This window comes from Amphibiibacter pelophylacis (genome assembly GCF_037688875.1).
In the GTDB taxonomy this organism is placed as follows: domain Bacteria; phylum Pseudomonadota; class Gammaproteobacteria; order Burkholderiales; family Burkholderiaceae_C; genus Amphibiibacter; species Amphibiibacter pelophylacis.
On sequence record NZ_JAWDIE010000031.1, the window covers coordinates 1 to 18,157 of the forward strand.

General features: G+C 69.0%; 15 protein-coding genes. 7 read left to right on the forward strand and 8 right to left on the reverse strand.

Annotated elements, in window-relative coordinates:
• The 5 genes from RV045_RS13895 to RV045_RS13915 form a co-directional block, all read right to left on the reverse strand.
• A partial coding sequence (locus RV045_RS13895) for a VCBS domain-containing protein (RefSeq protein ID WP_423236394.1) occupies positions 1 to 2,352 on the reverse strand: 2,352 nt, incomplete at its 3' end.
• 212 nt (positions 2,353 to 2,564) lie between these two features.
• Positions 2,565 to 3,374 (reverse strand): peptidoglycan DD-metalloendopeptidase family protein, encoded by an 810-nt coding sequence (locus RV045_RS13900; protein ID WP_423236395.1) that lies wholly within the window; start codon positions 3,372 to 3,374, stop codon positions 2,565 to 2,567.
• A 10-nt stretch (positions 3,375 to 3,384) separates the two neighbouring features.
• Positions 3,385 to 4,311: a protein-L-isoaspartate O-methyltransferase family protein gene (locus RV045_RS13905; RefSeq protein WP_423236396.1), complete on the reverse strand. Its 927-nt coding sequence runs from the start codon at positions 4,309 to 4,311 to the stop codon at positions 3,385 to 3,387.
• A 19-nt stretch (positions 4,312 to 4,330) separates the two neighbouring features.
• Complete coding sequence (gene surE / locus RV045_RS13910) at positions 4,331 to 5,179, reverse strand: 5'/3'-nucleotidase SurE (protein ID WP_423236397.1); 849 nt, start codon at positions 5,177 to 5,179, stop codon at positions 4,331 to 4,333.
• A gap of 5 nt (positions 5,180 to 5,184) precedes the next feature.
• A complete protein-coding gene (locus RV045_RS13915; protein ID WP_423236407.1) occupies positions 5,185 to 6,453 on the reverse strand; it encodes a sigma-54 interaction domain-containing protein in 1,269 nt (422 codons plus the stop codon).
• A gap of 240 nt (positions 6,454 to 6,693) precedes the next feature.
• Here RV045_RS13915 and RV045_RS13920 point away from each other — a divergent pair, with 240 nt between their 5' ends.
• From RV045_RS13920 to RV045_RS13930, 3 genes are all read left to right on the forward strand, one after another.
• A complete protein-coding gene (locus tag RV045_RS13920) occupies positions 6,694 to 7,575 on the forward strand; it encodes an MBL fold metallo-hydrolase (protein ID WP_423236398.1) in 882 nt (293 codons plus the stop codon).
• Between the two features lie 86 nt (positions 7,576 to 7,661).
• Entirely contained in the window at positions 7,662 to 9,338 is a 1,677-nt protein-coding gene (locus RV045_RS13925; RefSeq protein ID WP_423236399.1) for a bifunctional protein tyrosine phosphatase family protein/NAD(P)/FAD-dependent oxidoreductase, read from the forward strand.
• Between the two features lies 1 nt (position 9,339).
• Positions 9,340 to 11,094, forward strand: a complete 1,755-nt coding sequence (locus tag RV045_RS13930; protein WP_423236400.1) for a SulP family inorganic anion transporter — start codon at positions 9,340 to 9,342, stop codon at positions 11,092 to 11,094.
• A 39-nt stretch (positions 11,095 to 11,133) separates the two neighbouring features.
• Here the strand turns inward: RV045_RS13930 and RV045_RS13935 are convergent, their stop codons facing one another.
• The 3 genes from RV045_RS13935 to RV045_RS13945 are packed head-to-tail and all read right to left on the reverse strand — an operon-like array spanning position 11,134 to position 13,097.
• Complete coding sequence (locus RV045_RS13935; RefSeq protein ID WP_423236401.1) at positions 11,134 to 11,997, reverse strand: hypothetical protein; 864 nt, start codon at positions 11,995 to 11,997, stop codon at positions 11,134 to 11,136.
• A 39-nt stretch (positions 11,998 to 12,036) separates the two neighbouring features.
• Complete coding sequence (locus tag RV045_RS13940; protein ID WP_423236402.1) at positions 12,037 to 12,978, reverse strand: biotin--[acetyl-CoA-carboxylase] ligase; 942 nt, start codon at positions 12,976 to 12,978, stop codon at positions 12,037 to 12,039.
• Positions 12,975 to 13,097 (reverse strand): hypothetical protein, encoded by a 123-nt coding sequence (locus tag RV045_RS13945; RefSeq protein WP_423236403.1) that lies wholly within the window; start codon positions 13,095 to 13,097, stop codon positions 12,975 to 12,977. The genes RV045_RS13940 and RV045_RS13945 overlap by 4 nt, the downstream gene beginning before the upstream one ends.
• A gap of 102 nt (positions 13,098 to 13,199) precedes the next feature.
• Between RV045_RS13945 and RV045_RS13950 the strand changes: the two genes are divergently transcribed.
• The 4 genes from RV045_RS13950 to RV045_RS13965 all read left to right on the forward strand — a co-directional run.
• The gene (locus RV045_RS13950) at positions 13,200 to 15,827 is read left to right on the forward strand and encodes a DNA topoisomerase III (protein WP_423236404.1); all 2,628 of its coding nucleotides are present in this window, start codon (positions 13,200 to 13,202) and stop codon (positions 15,825 to 15,827) included.
• Positions 15,828 to 15,982: 155 nt separating this feature from the next.
• On the forward strand, positions 15,983 to 17,236 hold the full coding sequence (locus RV045_RS13955) for a glutamate-5-semialdehyde dehydrogenase (protein WP_423236408.1): 1,254 nt from the start codon (positions 15,983 to 15,985) through the stop codon (positions 17,234 to 17,236).
• Positions 17,233 to 17,973 carry a 7-cyano-7-deazaguanine synthase QueC gene (gene queC, locus RV045_RS13960; protein WP_423236405.1) on the forward strand — a complete coding sequence of 247 codons (741 nt, stop codon included), beginning with the start codon at positions 17,233 to 17,235 and terminating at the stop codon, positions 17,971 to 17,973. Before RV045_RS13955 ends, queC begins: the two co-directional genes overlap by 4 nt.
• Positions 17,973 to 18,157, forward strand: a 185-nt coding sequence (locus RV045_RS13965) for a hypothetical protein (RefSeq protein WP_423236406.1), incomplete at its 3' end; no start/stop codon positions are given. The genes queC and RV045_RS13965, both read left to right, overlap by 1 nt.

Sequence of the window (18,157 nt, forward strand, 5' to 3'; positions counted from 1 at the left end):
GCCCTTGAGCGGCTGGGATTTGGCCGAATCAAGCTCGTACTTCCAGGCGCCGTCGGCCTGCAGGACCAGCTTGCCGTAGGCGCCGGTCTGCGTGCCGGGAACCATGGCGGCCTGTCCGGCATCGAGGTCGGTGACGGTGAGTTTGCCGCTGGCCGAAGTCACAGTGTCTTCCGTCACGGTGCCCGCGCCGTTGCCGGTGATGCTGGCCAGCGCGTTGCTGCCATTGATGGTCACGGTGATCGACTGCTCGGTGCCATCGGCGGTGAAGTACTTCACCGTATCCGTCAGCTTGCCGCCGTCGTTCAGTCCGGTCACGGCGGGCTTCGATTGGTCCAGCGTGTAAGTCCACTGGCCGTTGGCGTCCAGGACGACTTTGCCGTACTGGCCGGTGTAAGTGCCCTCGCGCACGCCGCCTTCGCCCCGGTCCACGTCGTTGACGGTGACGGTGCCTTTGGCGGTGACAGTGCTGCTGCCGTTGCTCTCGGTCACGGTCGCGGTCTGCGTGCCGGTGACGGTCGCGGCGTCATTGGAGCCGTTGACGGTGATGGTGACGGTCGATTTGGTGCCGTCCACGCTGCTGACGGTGAACACTTCGCTGACCGTCTCGCCGCCCTTCAGGGGCTGCGATTTGGCCGCGTCCAGCTCGTACTTCCACGCGCCGTCGGCCTGCAGGACCAGCTTGCCGTAGGTGCCGGTCTGGGTGCCGGGGACCATGGCGGCCTGTCCGGCGTCCAGGTCGGTGACGGTGAGTTTGCCGCTGACGGACGGCGATGTGTCTTCGGCGACCGTGCCGGTGGTGCTGCCGGAAATCGTCGCGCCATCGGCGGCGCCGCTGATGCTGATGGTGACCGAGGTTTTCTGGCCATCCGCGCTGGTCAGCGCAAAAGTCTCGGTGGCGGTTTCGCCGCCCTTGAGCGGCTGCGCCCTGGTGTTGTCCAGCTCGTACTTCCAGGCGCCACTGGCCTGCAGGACCAGCTTGCCGTAGCTGCCAGGCAACGTCGCCGCAGCGAAAGTGACGGCGTCGCCGCCCACCGTGCTGCCGGTGATCGTCCCCGTCGCGGCGGCCGTGCCGTCTTCGGCGACGGCGCCCCGGCCGCTGCTGATGCTCAGGGCCTCGTCAGCGCCCGACACCTTGATGGTCACCGGCACGGCCGTGCCATCCGCCGTGCGCACGGTGAAGACCTCGTCGCGCACGTCGCTGCCGAGCAGTTTCTGCACGGCAGCGGCGCTGTTGTTCAGCTCGTACTTCCAGCTGCCGCTGGCCTGAAGCACCAACGTGCCGTACTGGCCCGTCAGCGTGGCGGGCACAAAGGCCGCTTCGCCACTGTCGCGGTCGGTGATCGTCAGCTGGCCGCTGGCCGACAGGGTGGCGTCCTCGCGGACCTGGCCGGTGGACACGCCAGCCACCTGCGCGGCATCGTTCGTGCCCACAACGGTGATGACGATCTGGCCCTGGCCGGTGCCGTCCTTGGAGACCACATTGAAGGTTTCGCTGACGCGCTCGTCGCCCTTCAGCGCCTGTACATTGGCGTCGCCGTTGCGCAGGGTGTACGTCCAGGCGCCCGAAGCCGTCAGCGTCAGGTCGCCGTACTGGCCTTTGAGCGTGGTCGCCGACACGTTCAGCTGCGCTTCGCCACTGTCCGGATCGGTGATGGTGAGCTGGCCGCTGGCCGTCTGGCGCGCGCCGGCGGGCGCACCGGCCGGGCCGTCTTCGACCACGGTGGCGCTGGCGTTGCTGATCGTGGCCTTGTCGTTCTGGCCGTTGATGGTCAGGGTGATGATCTGCGGCGTCTTGCCATCGGCGGCGTAAACGGTGAGCTTTTCGGTGACGCTCTCGCCCGCACGCAGCGCCTGGACCTTGCTGGAGCCGTTGTCCAGCCGGTAAGACCATTCGCCAGAGGTGTTGATGCTCAAGGTGCCGTAAACGCCCGGCACGGTCGCGGCTTTGGCGCCGCTCTGCGTGGCCACGCCCTGCTGCAGGTCGGGGTCCAGAATAGTCAGCTTGCCGGTGGCCGCCGAGGCGCTGTCTTCCGTCAGGATGCCAGTGCTGTCGCCCTTGATGGTGGGTGCGTCGTCCTCGCCGATGATGTTGATCGAATAGTTCATCAGCCGCACGCCGCCGGTGCCCGTGGAGAACACCAGGCGCAGCGGGAAGGACGTTTCGGTGCGGCCCGCGTTGTACGGCAGCGCGGTGAAGAGCTCGCCGCGCTGGTAGGAAATGGTGTTGTCCGGACGGAAAATGTCCGTGCCGTAAGCGTGGGTCACGGTGAACGATCCGTCGGCGTTGGCCGTGACGACGGCATCGGCCGAGTTGGAGGTGACGCTGGTCAGACGGAAGGGGCTGGTGGCCATAATGCGGGTCCTTTGGGGGGTAAAGCCGCGAGACCCGTTCTCCATAAAGAGCAGTCTCACGATACAGATGCTCCCGGGTCTATCGGCATCCGTGACGCAGACTTGAGCCGCATCGCGCCACTTCCTGTAGCGCCACAGCCAACACCCTCCGCGCGGGCGCAGCAGACGCAAAAAAACCGCCCGAAGGCGGTTTTTGTCACACAAAACGGCTGTCAGCGCGGCGGCAGATAACGCATCGGATCAACCGGTTTGCCGTTCTGGCGCACTTCGAAGCCCAGGCCCGGCTGCTGGAGATCGCTCTTGCCCAGCTCGCCGATCTGCTGTCCGGCCGTCACCACCTGATCTTCCTTCACCAGGATGCGCTGGTTGTGCGCGTAAGCGGTCAGGAATTCATCGTTGTGCTTGACGATGACCAGGTTGCCATACCCGCGCAGGCCCGAGCCCGCGTAAACCACACGACCGGCTGCGGCGGCCTTGACCGGCTCGCCCAGCGTGCCGGAGATGAAAATGCCTTTGCTGGACGTGCCATTGAAGCGGGTGGTGACTGCACCGGCCACCGGCCAGTCCATGCGCACGGCGCCGGGTGGCAGCGTGCCTTCCATGGGCGGTCCGGCCGGGGCCGCAGGCGCCGTGGCCGTCACCGGCTGGGGCACACCGCCGCCCACCGGAACGGGCGTGGGCGTGGCCATGCCAAGGCGTGGCACCACGCGCAGCACGTCGCCAACTTCCAGCTCATTGGGATTGGCCAGGCTGTTCCAGGCGGCCAGATCGCGGAAATTCTGGCCAAACTGGGTAGAAATGCGCATCAGGGTGTCGCCAGGCTGGACGGTGTAATAACCCGGCTTGCCCGCGTTGGCGGTGCCGATCGGCGCGCGGCGCGGGGCCACCAGAACCCCGGACGGGCTGACCACGCCGTTGGCCCCAATCGGGCGGGATTCCACGGGCGCGTAGTTCATCGGGGAGCTGCAGGCCGCCAGCCAGACGGAGGCAGCCAGCGCCGCCCACGCGGAAATTCGGATCATGAGACGCCTTTCACAAAACAAGGCCGGATTTTAACGGAACAAAGCAGACGGCCTCGTGGACCTCGCGGACGACCCCGCGCGGTGTCTGGCGCAGCACCAGCAGCACCTGTCCACCCCGCGACGCATCGTGCCAGGGTGTGACGACCACGCCGCCGGGGGCCAGCTGCGTCAGCCAGGCGTCGGGGACATCGTCCCCGCAGGCTGCGGCCAGCACGGTGTCAAAAGGCGCGGCGCCCGCCACGGGCAGGCGACCATCGCCGTGGATCAGGCGCGGCGATACCGCCCGCAGCGCCCGCGCCTGCGGTGTGGCCAGCCAGGCCTGCACCTGCTGGCGCGCCCGGGCGTGCAGCGGCGCGATGCGCTCGATGGCCACCACGCTGTCGGCCAGCAGGCCCAGCAGCGAGCTGACGTAGCCACAGCCCGCGCCGATCTCCAGCACACGGCCCAGCGGTCGCTGGCCCTGGCGCAGGCGCTCACGGGCGGCGTCGCCCTGGCAGGCGACTTCCAGCATACGCGCCACCACCGAGGGTTTGGAGATGGTCTGGCCGTGCCCGATGGGCAGGCTGGTGTCCTCGTAGGACTGCAGCGCCAGCGCACTGTCCACATAAAGGTGGCGTGGCACCTGGCTCATGGCGTCCATGACCTGCGGCTGGGTCAGGCCCTGCTGCTGCAGGCGCTGGACCATGCGGTCACGCACACGCTGCGAATCGACGCCCAGGCCCGTGGCACTGAGCGGCTGCCCGGCCTCGTGAGCGGCCTGCGCCAGGTGCAGCTGCGGGCGGCGCAGCGCAGCGGGCGAAGTGGGGCTGTCCGGCGCGGCGGTCAGGTGGCGCGCCACACGCTCGCCGGGGCGCAGACGCTCCAGCGCCGTCCAGTCCGAGGCGCCGGACGGCTGGGCCGACGATGTCGCCCCCGGGCGCGCGGGCCGGTGGATCATGGCGCGCGGCGGCGCCCGCTCACAGCGCGGGCCACAGGCTGCGCCACACCGCCATGGGCGTGGTGCTGCGCTGGCCCGGCGGCAGCATTTCGGGCGCCGTGAGATCGCCCTGCAGCGGCGTCACCGACAGCCGACCCTGGGCCACGGCGTGGAAATCGGTGCCGGGCAGATCGTCTTTCATCTCGCCAGCCGGGCCGATCCAGTAAATGGTGTCACCACGCGGGCTGGTCTGCGGCATGCAGGGCGCGCTGGCGTGGCGTTTGCCCAGGCGCGTCAGCTCGATGGGCAGCGCGGCCACATCGGGGCGGGCGGGCATGTTGACGTTGAGCAGCCAGGGCTGGCCGCGCAGATCGTCCCAGCGCGACAGGACCTGGCGCAACACGCCTTCGACCGCGCCGACCGATTCGGCCAGGCTGCCCCAGCCCTTGCCCTGCAACGAGAAAGCCAGCGCCGGAACGCCGAACAGATAGCCCTCCATCGCCGCCGCCACGGTGCCGGAGTACAGCGTGTCCTCGGCCATGTTCTCGCCCTGGTTGATGCCGGAGACGATGAGATCGGGCGGGCTGTCCAGCAGTCCGGTCAACGCCAGGTGAACGCTGTCGGCCGGGGTGCCGTTGACCACGTGGGCCATCTGCTCGGGCTGGATGTCCTGCGCGGCGTGCGCGGGCGCGTCGCCCCAGGCGGGCAGATGGGCGCGAAAAACCGACAGCGGCCGCGTCAGCGTCAGCGCGTTGGAGGTGCCGCTGGCGTTCTGCTCGGGCGCGACCACGCTGATGCGCACGTGAGAACCGATGCGGCGGCAGGCCTGGACCAGCGCCGCGATGCCGGGGGCGCGGTAGCCGTCGTCGTTGGAGATGAGGATGTGCATGGCCGCTATTCTAGAGGCTGCAGGCCGCGCAGGCGCCGGTACAGCGTGCGCTCGCTCAGGCCCAGCGCCTGCGCCATCTCGCGGCGCGATCCGCGAAAGCCCGCCACCCACAGCCGCAGCGCGGCATCGTCGTCCAGTGACGGCGGCGTCAGCGGCGCTGTCTGAGGCGGTAGACCAGCGGCAGGCCCGGGCCGGGGTTGAAGCAGCTCCGGCGGCAGGCAGGCTGCAGTAATCAGTCCATCGTCGGCGTAAAGGCGGGCGCGCTCGATCACGTTGCGCAGCTCGCGCAGGTTGCCCGGCCAGTCGTGCGCCTGCAGCAGCGCCAGGGCAGGCGGGTCGATCTGCAGCGCGGGCGCTGTGCCCACCCCGCGCTTCAGAAAAGAATCGACCAGCAGCGGAATATCGTCCCGGCGCTCGCGCAGCGGCGGCAGTGTCACCGGAAAAGCCGCCAGGCGGTAGTACAGATCCTGACGGAACTGGCCCGCCTGCACCATGTCCTGCAGCGGCTTGTGCGTGGCGGCGACCAGGCGGAAATCGGCCTGGCGCGTTTCCAGCCCGCCGACGCGGCGGTAGGTGCCGGATTCGATCAGGCGAAGCAGCTTCACCTGGATGGCCAGCGGCACGTCGCCAATTTCGTCCAGGAAGAGTGTGCCGCCCTGCGCGGTCTCGACCAGACCTGGCTTGCGCGCCTGCGCGCCGGTGAAAGCGCCTTTTTCGTGGCCGAAGAGTTCGCTCTCGAACAGCGCCTCGCTCAGGCCAGAACAGTCGACCACCACCAGCGGGCCGCCCGCGCGGGGGCTGGCCTCGTGCAGGGCGCGGGCGAAAAGCTCCTTGCCCGTGCCCGATTCGCCCAGCAGCAGCACCGGCAGCTGCGAAGGCGCGACGCGCTGCAGCGCTGCCAGCGCCGTGCCAAACGCCGCCGAGCGCCCGACCAGCCCCGCCCCGCTGGGCTGCGCCGAGGCGCTGCGCACCGTGCACAGGCGCTCGACATAGGCGACGATGGCGCCGTGATCGCCCAGGATGGGGCGCAGTTCGACATCGACATGCTCCGGCCCGCGCGGTGTGTGGTGGATGTGCAGCACGCGATCCGGGCTGCGCGTCTCGCGCGCCTTGCGCATGGGACAGTGCTCGCCCGCCTGGTCGCAGGGCAGGCTGTAGCCGTGCGAGACCTCGTAGCAGCGCCGGCCCAGCGGCGCCTGGCCGCGCTCGCCAAACTGGCGGCGGTAGGCGGCGTTGGCGGCCAGGATGAGGTAATCCGGATCGAGCACGATCATGGGATCGGGCTCGTGCTCCAGAAAGGACAGCAGCGGCAAGCGCCAGGGCAGCGGCGCCGGCGGGGGTTCGGGCTGTGCGTCTGGCAGCAGCCTGGCAGTCTTGTCGGTCATTTGGCAGCATTCTGGCAGAAGCGACTGCCACACTGGATCGCATCAGGGGCATCCCGGGCATGAATCGCGGGAAATCCCTCTGGCACGGGTCTTGCTGCTGAAGATTCACCCTTCTGACCGGAGAAACCCATGAGCGCTCCTGCCCTGCACATCGAACACTTCTTTGATCCCGACACCTGGACGCTGAGCTACCTGGTGATGGACCGTAGCACGGGCGATGCCGCCCTGATCGACAGCGTGCTCGATTACGATCCCAAATCCGGCCGCACGCGCACGCGCAGCGCCGCCCGGATCGTCGAGCGCGTGAAAGCGCTGGGCGCCCGCGTGCAGTGGATTCTGGAAACCCACGCCCACGCCGATCACATCTCCGCCGCGCCTTACCTGAAAGAGCAGCTCGGCGGCCAGCTCGCCATTGGCGAGCACATCACCACCGTGCAGACGGTGTTTGGCAAGGTCTTCAACGCCGGGACCGAGTTCGCCCGCACCGGCGAGCAGTTCGACCGCCTGTTCGCCGACGGCGACACCTTCGCCATCGGCGGCCTGACGGTGCGCGTCATGCACACGCCCGGCCACACGCCAGCCTGCCTGACCTATGTGATCAGCGATGGCGTCACCACGGCCGCCTTTGTCGGCGACACGCTCTTCATGCCCGATTACGGCACGGCGCGCTGCGATTTTCCCGGCGGAGATGCGCGCACGCTGTTCCGCTCGATCCGCCAGGTGCTGGCGCTGCCGCCCGAGACGGATCTTTATATGTGCCACGACTACCTGCCCGGCGGGCGCGAGATGCGCTACCGCTGCACGGTGGCCGACCAGCGCGTGGGCAACATCCACGTGCACGACGGCATCAGCGAGGACGATTTCGTCGCCATGCGCCAGGCCCGCGACGCCACGCTGGACATGCCCACGCTGCTGCTGCCTTCGGTGCAGATCAATATGCGCGGCGGCCAGCTGCCGCCCGCCGAGGACAACGGCGTGCGCTACGTGAAGATTCCGCTCAACGCGCTCTAAAGCGCTCTAAAGCGCTCTAAAGCGCTGTGACGCGCTGTGACGCGCCATCCCGCTTAAAAAACCTAAAAACACCCCCTGGAGACACCATGGAACTGCGCCCCTTGACCCCCGAGCTGACCGTCAGCCCCCAGATCCGCATGGACGATATCCCCGCACTGGCGCAAGCCGGATTCCGGGCCATCGTCTGCAACCGGCCCGACGGCGAAGCGGCCGACCAGCCCACCTTTGACGACATCGCCCGCGCCGCCCGCGAGGCGGGGCTGGAGGCGCACTTTCTGCCGGTTGAATCGGGCAAGGTCAGTGACGATAGCGCCGTGCAGTTTGGCGCCCTGATGGCCACCCTGCCCCGGCCCGTACTGGCCTACTGCCGCACCGGCATGCGCTCGACCACGCTGTGGGCGCTGTCGCAGGCCGGGCAGCGCCCGCTGCACGAGATCATCAGTGCCAGCGCGGGCGCGGGCTATGACCTGAAGGGCGTGGTGCGGCGCATCGTCAACGGCGGCAAAACGCCCGTTGAAGTGGCCGACGCCAGCCACGCCGTCGTCATCGTCGGGGCGGGCGCCGCCGGCATCGCCGTCGCCGCCAGCCTGCGCGCCCGCGCGCCTGATCTGGACGTGGCGCTGGTCGATCCGGCCACCATCCACTACTACCAGCCGGGCTGGACCCTGGTCGGCAGCGGCGTCTTCCAGCCGCCTGCCACGGGACGCACCATGGCCAGCGTCATCCCCCCGGGGGTGACCTGGATCCAGGCCGCCGTCGCGGCCTTCGAGCCCGAGCGCAACGCCATCGTCCTGGACGGCTGCCGCGTGGTGCGCTACGAGCAGCTGGTGGTCTGCCCCGGCCTGAAGCTGGACTGGGGCGCCATCGAAGGCCTGACCGACACCTTGGGGCGCCACGGCGTCACCTCCAACTACCGCTACGATCTGGCGCCCTACACCTGGCAGATGGTGCAGGCGCTGCAGCGCAAGGGCGGCGGAAAAGCCGTTTTCACCCAGCCGCCCATGCCCATCAAATGCGCGGGCGCGCCGCAGAAAGCCATGTATCTGTCGGCCGACGCCTGGCGGCGCGCGGGCCTGCTGGCCAACATCGACATCCAGTTCTGCAACGCGGGCGCGGTGCTCTTTGGCGTGGCCGATTACGTGCCCGCGCTGATGGAATACGTCGAGCGCTACGGCATCCACCTGAACTTTGGCGAGACCCTGACCGCCGTCGATGGCCCGCGCCAGACGGCCACCTTCCAGCGCAAAGGCGCCGATGGCCAGCCGGAAACCGTGCAGCGCACTTTCGATATGCTGCACGTCGTGCCGCCGCAGAAGGCACCCGATTTCATCCGCGTCAGCCCGCTGGCCGATGCGTCCGGCTGGGTGGACATCGACCCGACCAGCCTGACGCACCGGCAGTTTCCCAACATTTTCGCGCTGGGCGATGCAGGCAGCAGCCCCAACGCCAAGACCGCTGCCGCCGCGCGCAAACAGGCGCCCGTGGTGGCGCACAACGTGCTGGCTCTGCGCGGCCAGATCGCTGGATCGGCGCAGTACGACGGTTACGGCTCCTGCCCGCTCACCGTCGAGCAGGGCCGCATCGTGCTGGCCGAGTTCACCTATGGCGGCAAGGTCGCGCCGTCCTTCCCGCAGTGGCTGATCAATGGCACGCGTCCCTCGCGCCTGGCGTGGTGGCTCAAGGAGCGCCTGATGCCGCAGCTGTACTGGCAGGCCATGCTCAAGGGCCGCGAATGGCTGGCCCAGCCGGCGATGAAGGACTGACATGCAAGGACTGATCTCCCGCCTGCGCCAGGCCCTGCCCACCCTGCCAATTCTGGACTGGGGACGGCAGTACAGCCGCGCCAACTTCGCCGACGATGCAGTGGCGGCGCTGATCGTCACCATCATGCTGATCCCGCAGAGCCTGGCCTATGCCCTGCTGGCGGGGCTGCCGCCCGAGGTCGGCCTGTACGCCAGCGTGGCGCCACTGCTGGTTTACGCGGTGCTGGGCAGCAGCCGCGTGCTGGCGGTGGGGCCGGTGGCGGTGGTCTCCCTGATGACCGCCACCAGCATCGCCGATCTGGCCGCGCGGGGCGTTGCGCCCTACTGGGAGCTGGCGCTGACGCTGGCCGCGATCAGCGGGCTGATCCTGCTGGTGCTGGGGCTGCTGCGCCTGGGCTTTCTGGCCAGCTTTCTAAGCCACCCGGTGATCTCGGGCTTCATCACCGCGTCCGGGCTGCTGATTGCGGCCAGTCAGCTCAAAACGCTGCTGGGCGTGCGCGCCGAAGGCCACACCCTGCCCGGCCTGCTGGCGTCACTGGCCGGGCAGCTGGGCCACGTCCACCTCACCACGCTGGCGGTGGGCGCGGCCTGCACGGCGGGCCTGTTCTGGGCGCGGCGCGGGCTCAAGCCGCTGCTGCTGCGCCGGGGGCTGGCCCCGCGTGCCGCTGATCTGGCCACCAAGGCCGCGCCGGTGGCGCTGATCGTGCTGACCACGCTGCTGTCCTGGGCGCTGGACTGGGCGGGCGGCGGCCTGAAAATCGTCGGCCACGTCCCGCAGGGCCTGCCGCCGCTGACCGCGCCCAGCTTCAGCCCGGCCGTGTGGGAGGCGCTGTTCCTGCCTGCGCTGCTGATCAGCCTGGTGGGTTTTGTGGAATCGGTCTCGGTCGGGCAAACGCTGGCCGCGCGCCGCCGCCAGCGCATCGTGCCCGATCAGGAACTGATCGCGCTGGGTGGCAGCAACCTGGCAGCGGCGTTCACAGGGGGCTTTCCGGTGACGGGCGGCTTTGCGCGATCCGTCGTCAACTTTGACGCGGGCGCGCAGACCCCGGCGGCGGGGGTCTACACGGCGCTGGGCCTGCTGCTGGCTTCGCTGCTGCTGACCCCGGCGCTGTACTTCCTGCCGCAGGCCACGCTGGCCGCGACCATCGTGGTGGCCGTGCTGTCGCTGGTCGATTTTGGCGTGCTGCGCCGCACCTGGCGTTTCTCGAAAGCCGATTTCTCCGCCGTGGCCGCGACGCTGCTGGGCACGCTGGGGCTGGGGGTCGAACTGGGGCTGGTGCTGGGAGTCTCGCTGTCGCTGCTGCTGTTTCTCTACCGCAGCAGCCGCCCGCACATCGCCGAAGTCGGGCTGGTGCCCGGCACCGAGCATTTCCGCAACGTACTGCGCCATGCCGTGCGCACCGACGACACGCTGCTGAGCCTGCGGGTGGACGAAAGCCTGTTTTTCGCCAACGCCCGCGCGCTGGAGGACCGCATCAACGACGCCGTGGCCACCCGGCCCGCTTTGCGCCATGTGGTGCTGCTGTGTTCGGCCATCAATGCCATCGACGCCAGCGCACTGGACAGCCTGGAGGCCATCGTCCACCGCCTGCGCGACGCGGGCGTAACGCTGCACCTGAGCGAAGTCAAGGGCCCGGTCATGGATGCGCTGCAGCGCAGCGATTTCCTGCCGCAGCTGGGCGGCCCGGTTTTTCTGACGCACTACCAGGCTGTGCAGGCGCTGGGCACGCCGCAACCCCAGCCCCAGGCGGTCTAAAAGACCGAAGCCGGGAAGACCTCCGGGCCATATCCCAGCTCAGCGGCGCGGCAGTGGCTCCGAACGCACGCCCTCGCCGTCGCCAAAGGCCGCATCGTCCAGCGCCGTGCTGGCCGACACGCCCGCCGGGCAGGCCTGCCAGGGCGCGCGCGGGTCGCTGGCGGCGATCAGCGCCTGGACCCGCGCCGCGTCGGTCAGGCGGGCGCGCAGGCGCTGGGTCTGCGGTTTGGCCACGGCGATCACGCTGGCCTGCGCGGCCCCTGCGGCCACGGCGCGCGTCTGCTGCGCCTGCGCGGCAGCTTCGCTGTCGAAATAACCCAGATTGAGCCCGCCGCGCGCCGTGGCGGGCAAGGCAAAACGCCAGGGGGTAAAGACCTCCTGCGATTTCACGCCCTGCCCAGCCAGCTGCTGCTGCAGCGGCAGGATGTCTTTTTTGTCCATCGGCCCGGCAAACACCATCCAGACCGGGCGCTCGCCCGCGCTCAAGCGCAGCCAGGTGCCGCTGCGGCGGTCGGTGCGCAGGGTGGGATCGTTGGCCAGCACGTCGATGCGCTGCACCGGCATCCAGCCCGTCTGCACGCACAGCGGGTCGCCCGAGCCAGAACCTGCTTCTGTCACAGCCGCTGGAAGCGTTGCAGCGGGTGCCGGGGATGGAGTAGATGGAGTGGTCGGGACCGGATCTGGCGGGGCAGCAGCGACAGCCGGTGCGGGATTCTTTTCTGGCCCGACGGCTGGCGCAGCCGCAGCCACCGCACCGGGTGCGGGCAGCGGCAGCATGGCGATCTCCTGCGGCGGCCCTGTGGGCACGGCGGGGGGCGATGCAGGCCCGTCGCCCTGAGGCAGATTCCAGTACAGCACCACCGCATTGGCCAGCAGCAGAAGGATCACAAGGGTACGGCGCATGGCAGGTCCAGTCGGGAAATCGAAAAAATCGCCAGAAAGTCAGGCCGGGCGCGGGCGCACGGACATCTCGCCGCTGATCTGGCGCAGCGGCCCGTCCGGGCCCTGCAGCAGCAGCGCGCCGCTGTCGTCCACGCCCTGGGCCACGCCCAGCAGACGCCAGACGCCCGCCTCGTCCACCTGGCCGACCTCTTGCCCCTGCAGCAGATCGGCTTGCGCGTAAATGCTGCGCAGCGGCGCCCAGCCTGCCGCATCAAACCGCGCCAGCGCCTGCGCCAGCGGAGGCAGAAGGCGCTGCAGCCAGACTTCGGCGCTGGCGGGCGGCGCCAGATCGTCCAGCGCGGCGTGGCCGCTGGCGTAGCGCACCGGGTCGTTCTGCGCCTGCGGCTGGCTGCGCAGATTCAACCCGAAGCCAATCACGCAGCGCCGCTGCCCCTGGAAGCGGCTGGCCTCGATCAGGATGCCGCCCAGCTTGTCGGCCAGGCGCCCGCCCGGCAGTGTCTCGCCCCGGGGCGGACGCACGGCCAGATCGTTGGGCCACTTCAGCGCCAGACGCCGCGCCGCCGCCGGTGGGAGCAGGCCCTGCAGCGCCTGCCACAGCGCCAGGCCCACGGCCAGCGACAGGCCGGACAGATCCTCGCGCTGCAGCGGCACGTCGAGCGAGACCATCAGCCCATCGCCCGGCGCCGATCGCCAGGTGCGGCCGCGCCGCCCGCGTCCGTCGCTCTGGCTGTCGGCCACCAGCAGGCGGGCCGCTGGGGCCGTCCCTTGCGGATCGGGCCAGGGCGCCTGCATCAGCACCGTGCTGGTTGAGGTCGTTTGCGCCACCCATCGCCCCTGCCAGCCGCCTGGCGGCCAAGCGCCGTCCTGCAGCGCCGCCAGCAGCGGCCCGGCGCGCTGCACCGCGGCCGCGTCGGCCCAAGCCTCGGGCCAGCTGTCGCGGGACGGATCAAAAGCCGCAGGGGCGGGGCTGAAAGCGGTCATGTGCCGATTTTAGGGGATGGCCGCAGCGCCAGCGCCGCCCGCCCCAGCAGCACCATCATCGGGTCCCCCTGGCGGGTCAGGACGAGGGAGGCCAGAAAAGACAGGGCATCCGTGCGCATGGGGCATTCTGGGATCAGGCGCCAGCCGCAGGGCCTGCCCCCGTTCATGGCATGATGGCGCTCGTCTGAAAATACGCCGCCCCACCTGCGGCCGCCACTTCCATGAGCAAGGCCCTCGTCATCGCCGAAAAACCCAGCGTCGCGCAGGACATTGTGCGGGCGCTGACGCCTTCCAGCGGCAAGTTCGAAAAATACGCCGACCACTTCGAGAACGAGCACTACGTCGTCACCTCGGCGGTCGGCCACCTGGTCGAAATCAAGGCGCCTGAAGAATTTGATGTCAAGCGCGGCAAATGGAGCTTCACCCATCTGCCCGTGATTCCGCCGCACTTCGATCTGGCCCCCATCGACAAGGCCAAGGCGCGCCTGGCGGCGGTCGTCAAGCAGATCAAACGCAAGGACGTGGGCGAACTGATCAACGCCTGTGACGCGGGTCGCGAGGGCGAGCTGATTTTCCGCCTGATCGTGCAGTACGCCGGGGCCAAGGCCACGGTGGGCAAGCCGGTGTCGCGGCTGTGGCTGCAGAGCATGACGCCGCAGGCCATCCGCGACGGCTTCGATCGCTTGCGCTCGGACACGCAGATGCAGGGCCTGTCGGACGCCGCGCGCAGCCGCTCCGAAGCCGACTGGCTGGTCGGCATCAACGGCACGCGCGCCATGACGGCTTTCAACAGCCGCGACGGCGGCTTCTTCCTGACCACCGTGGGCCGGGTGCAGACGCCCACGCTGTCCATTGTGGTCGAGCGCGAAGAGAAAATCCGCCGCCACGTCGCGCGCCCTTACTGGGAAGTCCACGCCGACTTCGCCGCCGCCGCCGGGCTGTACGCGGGCAAATGGCTGGACGGCGACTGGAAGAAGGACAAATCCGACGCCGCCGACCCCGAACAGCGCGCCGACCGCCTGTGGGACGAAGCCCGCGCGCAGGCCATCGCCGACGCCGTGCGCGGCCAGGCCGGGCGCGTCAGCGAGGAATCCAAGCCCTCCAGCCAGTCCAGCCCGCTGCTTTACGATCTGACCAGCCTGCAGCGCGAGGCCAACAGCCGCTTCGGCTTCTCGGCCAAGACCACGCTGGGGCTGGCGCAGGCGCTCTATGAAAAGCACAAGGTGCTGACCTACCCGCGGACCGATTCGCGCGCGCTGCCCGAAGACTATCTGCCCGTGGCGCAGCAGACCGCCGCCATGCTGGCCGCCGAGACCCTGCCCGGTCCCCTGGCCGAGCTGTCGCGCCACGCCCGCACGGCCCTCAAAGAAGGCTACATCAAGCCCACCAAGCGGGTGTTCGACAACAGCAAGGTGTCGGATCACTTCGCCATCATCCCCACGCTGCAGGCGCCCAAAAGCCTGACCGAGATCGAAGCCAAACTGTACGATCTGGTCGTCAAGCGCTTCCTGGCGGTGTTCTTCCCGCCCGCGCAGTACCAGATGACGACGCGCATCACCGAGGTCGATACGCAGATCGGCGGCAAACAGGACACCCAGCGCTTCCAGACCAACGGCAAGGTGCTGCTCTCGCCCGGCTGGCTGGCCGTTTACGGCCGCGACCAGCAGGATCCGGACGCGCTGCTGGTGGCCGTGACGCCCGGCGAAACCGTGCAGACCGACGACGCGCAGGCCAAGGCCCTGATCACCAAACCGCCGCCGCGCTACACCGAAGCGACGCTGCTGTCGGCCATGGAAGGCGCGGGCAAACTGATCGACGACGAGGATCTCAAGGCCGCCATGCAGGAAAAAGGCCTGGGCACGCCCGCCACGCGCGCGGCGACCATCGAAGGTCTGCTGACCGAAAAGTACCTGCTGCGCGACGGCCGCGACCTCATCCCGACGGCCAAAGCCTTCCAGCTGATGACGCTCCTGCGCGGTCTGGACATTCCTGATCTGACCCGGCCCGAGCTGACCGGCGAGTGGGAATACCGCCTGTCGCAGATGGAAAAAGGACAGATCTCGCGCGAGGCCTTCATGGGCGACATCGCCCAGCTGACCCAGCGCATGGTCGAAAAAGCCAAGGGCTACGACCGCGACACCATCCCCGGCGACTACGCCACGCTGGCCACGCCCTGCCCCAACTGCACCGGCGTGGTGCGCGAAAACTACCGCCGCTTCAGCTGCGTGGGCAAGAATGCCGCCAGCGAAAGCAGCGAAGCCGGCTGCGGCTTCTCGGTGACCAAGATTCCGGCCGGACGCAGCTTCGAGCTGCCCGAGATCGAAACCCTGCTGCGCGACAAGAAAGTCGGCCCGCTGGAGGGCTTCCGCTCCAAAGCCGGCTGGCCCTTCACCGCCGAGCTGCGCCTGGTGGACGGCGCCGAAACCGGCGGCTGGAAGATGGAGTTTGATTTCGGCGACAGCGACGCCGCCTCCGAGGGCGACGAAGCGCCCGATTTCAGCGACCAGACCCCGCTGGGCAGCTGCCCCAAATGCCAGGGCCGTGTCTTCGAATTCGGCAGCAACTACTGCTGCGAGCACGCCACCAGCAAGGCCGGTTCCTGCGATTTCAAAAGCGGCAAGATCATCCTGACCCAGCCCATCGAGCGCAGCGAAATCACCCGCCTGCTGCAAACCGGCAAAACCGCGCTGCTGGAAAATTTCGTCTCCAACAAGACGCGCCGCAAGTTCAAGGCCATGCTGGTCTGGGACGCCAAAGCCGGCAAAGTCGGCTTCGAGTTCGAACCGCGCGCGCCCAAATCACCCGGTAAAGCGCCCGCCCGAGGGAAGAAGGCGGCTAGCGAGGGCTGACAGATAAAATGGCGGAAAAAGGAGCCCCAATGAACACAGGTTCATCCCTTGAATCCGCTGAAACACTGATCCAGCGCCTCGCCCGTTTCGATCCGGCCCGCCACGGTGGCGAGGGGCCGCAGGTCTCTGATCCGCCGCCCGACATCCCCGCCCTCATGCAGTCCATGGGCCAGGCCGCGCGCCAGGCCAGTCAGGCGATGGCGCGGGCCGGTACGCGCGAGAAAAACAACGCGCTGCTGGCGCTGGCGGCGCTGCTTCGGGCCAGCCGGGCGCAGCTTCAGGCGGCCAATGCGCTGGACCTTGAGCAGGCTGCGGCCAAAGGCCTGGACGGTCCCCTGCTGGATCGGCTCAAGCTGGGCGACAGCGCGCTGGAGACCGTGGCGCTGGGCTGCGAGCAGCTGGCCGCCATGCCCGACCCCATCGGCGAAATCACCGGCGTCAAGCGTCGCCCCACCGGCATTTCGGTGGGCCAGATGCGCGTGCCGCTGGGCGTGTTTGGCATGATTTATGAGAGCCGCCCCAACGTCACCATCGAAGCCGCCTCGCTGGCCATCAAGAGCGGCAACGCCTGCATTTTGCGCGGCGGTTCCGAGGCGCTGCACAGCAACCTGGCGCTGGCCGCCTGCGTGCGCCAGGCGCTGCAGCAGGCGGGTCTGCCCGCCGACGCCGTGCAGCTGGTGCCCACGCCCGACCGCGCTGCCGTCGGCCGCCTGATCGCCATGCCCGAGTTCGTGGACGTCATCATCCCGCGCGGCGGCAAAGGCCTGATCGAGCGCATTGCGGCGGACGCGCGCGTGCCCGTCATCAAGCATCTGGACGGCAACTGCCACACCTACGTCGATGCGGCGGTCGACATCGACCAGGCGCTGGCCGTGACCGACAACGCCAAGACGCAGAAGTACAGCCCCTGCAACGCCACCGAATCGCTGCTGGTGCACAGCGCGCAGGCGAGCGCCTTCCTGCCGCGCATCGCGGCCCTCTTCGCCCGCAAGGGCGTGGAGATGCGCGGCTGCCCGCGCACGCTGGATCTCATCCGCAGCGTGCCCGGCGTGCGCAGCGCCCCGGCCAGCGAGGCCGACTGGTCCGAGGAGTATCTGGCGCCTGTCATCAGCGTGAAAGTGGTCGACAGCCTGGACGAAGCCATCGCCCACATCAACCGCTACGGCAGCCACCACACCGACGCCATCCTGACCACCGACCACCCCAGCGCCATGCGCTTTTTGCGCGAGGTCGATTCGGCCAGCGTCATGGTCAACGCCAGCACGCGCTTTGCCGACGGCTTCGAGTACGGTCTGGGTGCCGAAATCGGCATCAGCACCGACAAATTCCACGCGCGCGGCCCCGTCGGGCTGGAGGGCCTGACTTCGATGAAATGGGTGGTGCTGGGCCAGGGCGAGGTGCGCACGTGAGCCAGCACGCTGCCGCAAAGCCCCCCGTCAGCCTGACCCCGGCCCCGCGCAGCGCGCTGGTGCTGCTGTCGGGCGGCCAGGATTCCTGCACCTGCCTGGCCTGGGCGCTGTCGCGCTTCGATCGGGTGGAAACCGTCGGCTTCGATTACGGCCAGCGTCACCGCGTCGAGCTGGACGTGCGCCAGGACGCCCTGCGCGAACTGCGCCGCCTGCGCCCCGACTGGGCCCAGCGCCTGGGGGAAGATCACTTCCTGGACATGCGCTGGCTGGGCCAGATCGGCGACACCGCCATGACCGCCGACAAGGCCATCGAATGGCAGGCCAACGGGCTGCCGACGACGTTTGTCCCGGCGCGCAACCTGCTGTTTTTCACCGCCGCCAGCGCCCTGGCCTACCGCCGCGGGCTGAACGTGCTGGTGGGCGGCATGTGCGAAACCGACTATTCCGGCTACCCCGACTGCCGCGACAACACCCTGAAAGCGCTGCAGGTCGCGCTGAGCCTGGGCCTGGCCGCACCGATGACGCTGGAAACACCGCTGATGTTCCTCACCAAAGCCGACACCTGGCAGATGGCGCAGGATCTGGGCGGCGAAGGCCTGGTCGCGCTGATGCAGGAGCACACGCACACCTGCTATCTGGGCGACCGCAGCCAGCGCCACGACTGGGGCTACGGCTGCGGCCAGTGCCCGGCCTGCGAGCTGCGCCGCCAGGGCTGGCAGCAGTGGGTGGCGCGCTGATGCGCGAGCTTCTGGACACCGCCTGGCTGGACGCCCTCTCGCCCGCGCAGTGGGCCTGGGCGGGCGTCGCGCTGGTGATTCTGCTGTGGCTGCTGGGCTGCCGTGCCCGCGTGGGCGCTGCGCAGCGTGAGCTGCAGCAGGCCTGGCGCCACTGGCTGACCCAGCAGAATCACAAGCTGCATCT

Coding starts and splice junctions, on each gene's coding strand:
- RV045_RS13930 (WP_423236400.1), top strand. CDS start 9,340: ATGCAAGGACTGATCTCCCGCCTGCGCCAGGCCCTGCCCACCCTGCCA.
- RV045_RS13940 (WP_423236402.1), bottom strand. CDS start 12,978: ATGACCGCTTTCAGCCCCGCCCCTGCGGCTTTTGATCCGTCCCGCGAC.
- RV045_RS13935 (WP_423236401.1), bottom strand. CDS start 11,997: ATGCGCCGTACCCTTGTGATCCTTCTGCTGCTGGCCAATGCGGTGGTG.
- RV045_RS13925 (WP_423236399.1), top strand. CDS start 7,662: ATGGAACTGCGCCCCTTGACCCCCGAGCTGACCGTCAGCCCCCAGATC.
- RV045_RS13920 (WP_423236398.1), top strand. CDS start 6,694: ATGAGCGCTCCTGCCCTGCACATCGAACACTTCTTTGATCCCGACACC.
- RV045_RS13905 (WP_423236396.1), bottom strand. CDS start 4,311: ATGATCCACCGGCCCGCGCGCCCGGGGGCGACATCGTCGGCCCAGCCG.
- surE (WP_423236397.1), bottom strand. CDS start 5,179: ATGCACATCCTCATCTCCAACGACGACGGCTACCGCGCCCCCGGCATC.
- RV045_RS13950 (WP_423236404.1), top strand. CDS start 13,200: ATGAGCAAGGCCCTCGTCATCGCCGAAAAACCCAGCGTCGCGCAGGAC.
- RV045_RS13900 (WP_423236395.1), bottom strand. CDS start 3,374: ATGATCCGAATTTCCGCGTGGGCGGCGCTGGCTGCCTCCGTCTGGCTG.
- RV045_RS13955 (WP_423236408.1), top strand. CDS start 15,983: ATGCAGTCCATGGGCCAGGCCGCGCGCCAGGCCAGTCAGGCGATGGCG.
- RV045_RS13915 (WP_423236407.1), bottom strand. CDS start 6,453: ATGATCGTGCTCGATCCGGATTACCTCATCCTGGCCGCCAACGCCGCC.
- RV045_RS13945 (WP_423236403.1), bottom strand. CDS start 13,097: ATGCGCACGGATGCCCTGTCTTTTCTGGCCTCCCTCGTCCTGACCCGC.